Annotated in this window: 1 protein-coding gene; it reads left to right on the top strand. The window is 49.7% G+C overall.

From position 1 onward, the window contains the following. Nucleotides 1–1,350: IS66 family transposase (gene tnpC, locus ACVA53_RS24890; RefSeq protein WP_446506623.1), on the top strand; the 1,350-nt coding region annotated here is incomplete at its 5' end. Nucleotides 1,351–1,381: the final 31 nt, after the last annotated feature.

Below are 1,381 nucleotides of genomic sequence, written 5' to 3'. Positions count from 1 at the left end.
GATGAGGCGCAAGGCGACCTGTTTAACGAGGCAGAGTCTGAGTTAGTGAAAGAGGAAGAGACGCAAGTCACTTCACCGAAAACCACCAAGCCGCGAGGCAAGCGCAAACCACTGCCCAAAGACCTACCGCGTGAGCGTATCGTTCTTGACCTTGATGAGCAGGAAAAGCAGTGCCCTTGCTGCCAAGGTGAGCTGCATAAAATCGGTGAGGACTGCAGTGAAAAACTCGAGTTCACCCCAGCGGTACTAAAAGTGCTTGAGTATGTTCGACCTAAATATGCGTGTCGCCAGTGTGAGCAGCAAGCTGACCAAAGCCAAATACATCAGAAGCCATCACCACAAAGCATCATCCCGAAAAGCTTCGCCACAGAAAGCTTGCTTGCCAATATTATCCTCGGCAAATATCAATATGCGCTACCACTCTATCGTCAAGAGACGTTGTTCAGCCAATCGGGTATCGAGCTCTCTCGAACCACGATGGCAAGGTGGGTAATACAGGTGAGTGAGCAGTTCGCACCGCTTTACCAGGTGCTCAAACGTCATCTTCTTAAACAAGTTGTTGTTCACGCCGATGAAACTCCACTCAATGTGCTCAAAGAAGAGAAGCAGGCATATATGTGGCTCTACTGCTCGGGCGCAGACTCCCCCAAAGCCAGTGTTGATGGTACAAGAAACATCGTCTTGTTCGACTATCAAAATAGTCGGGCAAGTGCTTGCCCTGCGGCCTTCTTAGGTGATTACCATGGTTACCTTCAAAGTGATGGCTATGCAGCTTACGACCGACTCGATAAGGTGACCAATGTGGGCTGCCTTGCTCACGCTCGTCGCAAGTTCATGGACGCTAAAAACCTGAAGGGTAAAGGCAAGACAGGTAAAGCTGACGTAGTTCTGGCGAAAATCCAGAAGCTTTACGCATTGGAAACGAGGCTGAAAGGCAGCACGGCTGAGGAGCGTCTGATAGCAAGGCAGACTCAAGCAAAACCAATATTAGATGACATCCATCACTGGCTTACTACCCAAAAAGTAGTTGAGTCGAGTGCGCTTGGTAAGGCCATCAAATATACCCGAGGACAGTGGCCGAAGTTGGTTCGTTATATCGATGACGGGCATTTATCTATCGATAATAATCGTGCCGAGCGTGCAATTAAGTCGCTGGTTATTGGGAGAAAGAACTGGCTCTTTGCCGATAACTCGCGAGGTGCAGATGCAAGTGCGATGCTCTACAGCATCATCGAAACGGCTAAAGCGAATGACCTAATCCTTTACAACTACATGGTTCACTGCCTGCAAGAGCTCGCCAAACCTGAGCCGGATATCGACTCGCTGCTTCCTTGGAACTTCGATTATTAAAGCGCGCCACGTGGGATCGTGGGGCGCTTAC

The organism is Photobacterium sp. DNB23_23_1 (assembly GCF_052873815.1).
Note: the sequence above shows the minus strand (reverse complement) of the source record. Positions and strands in the feature narration are given on the sequence as shown.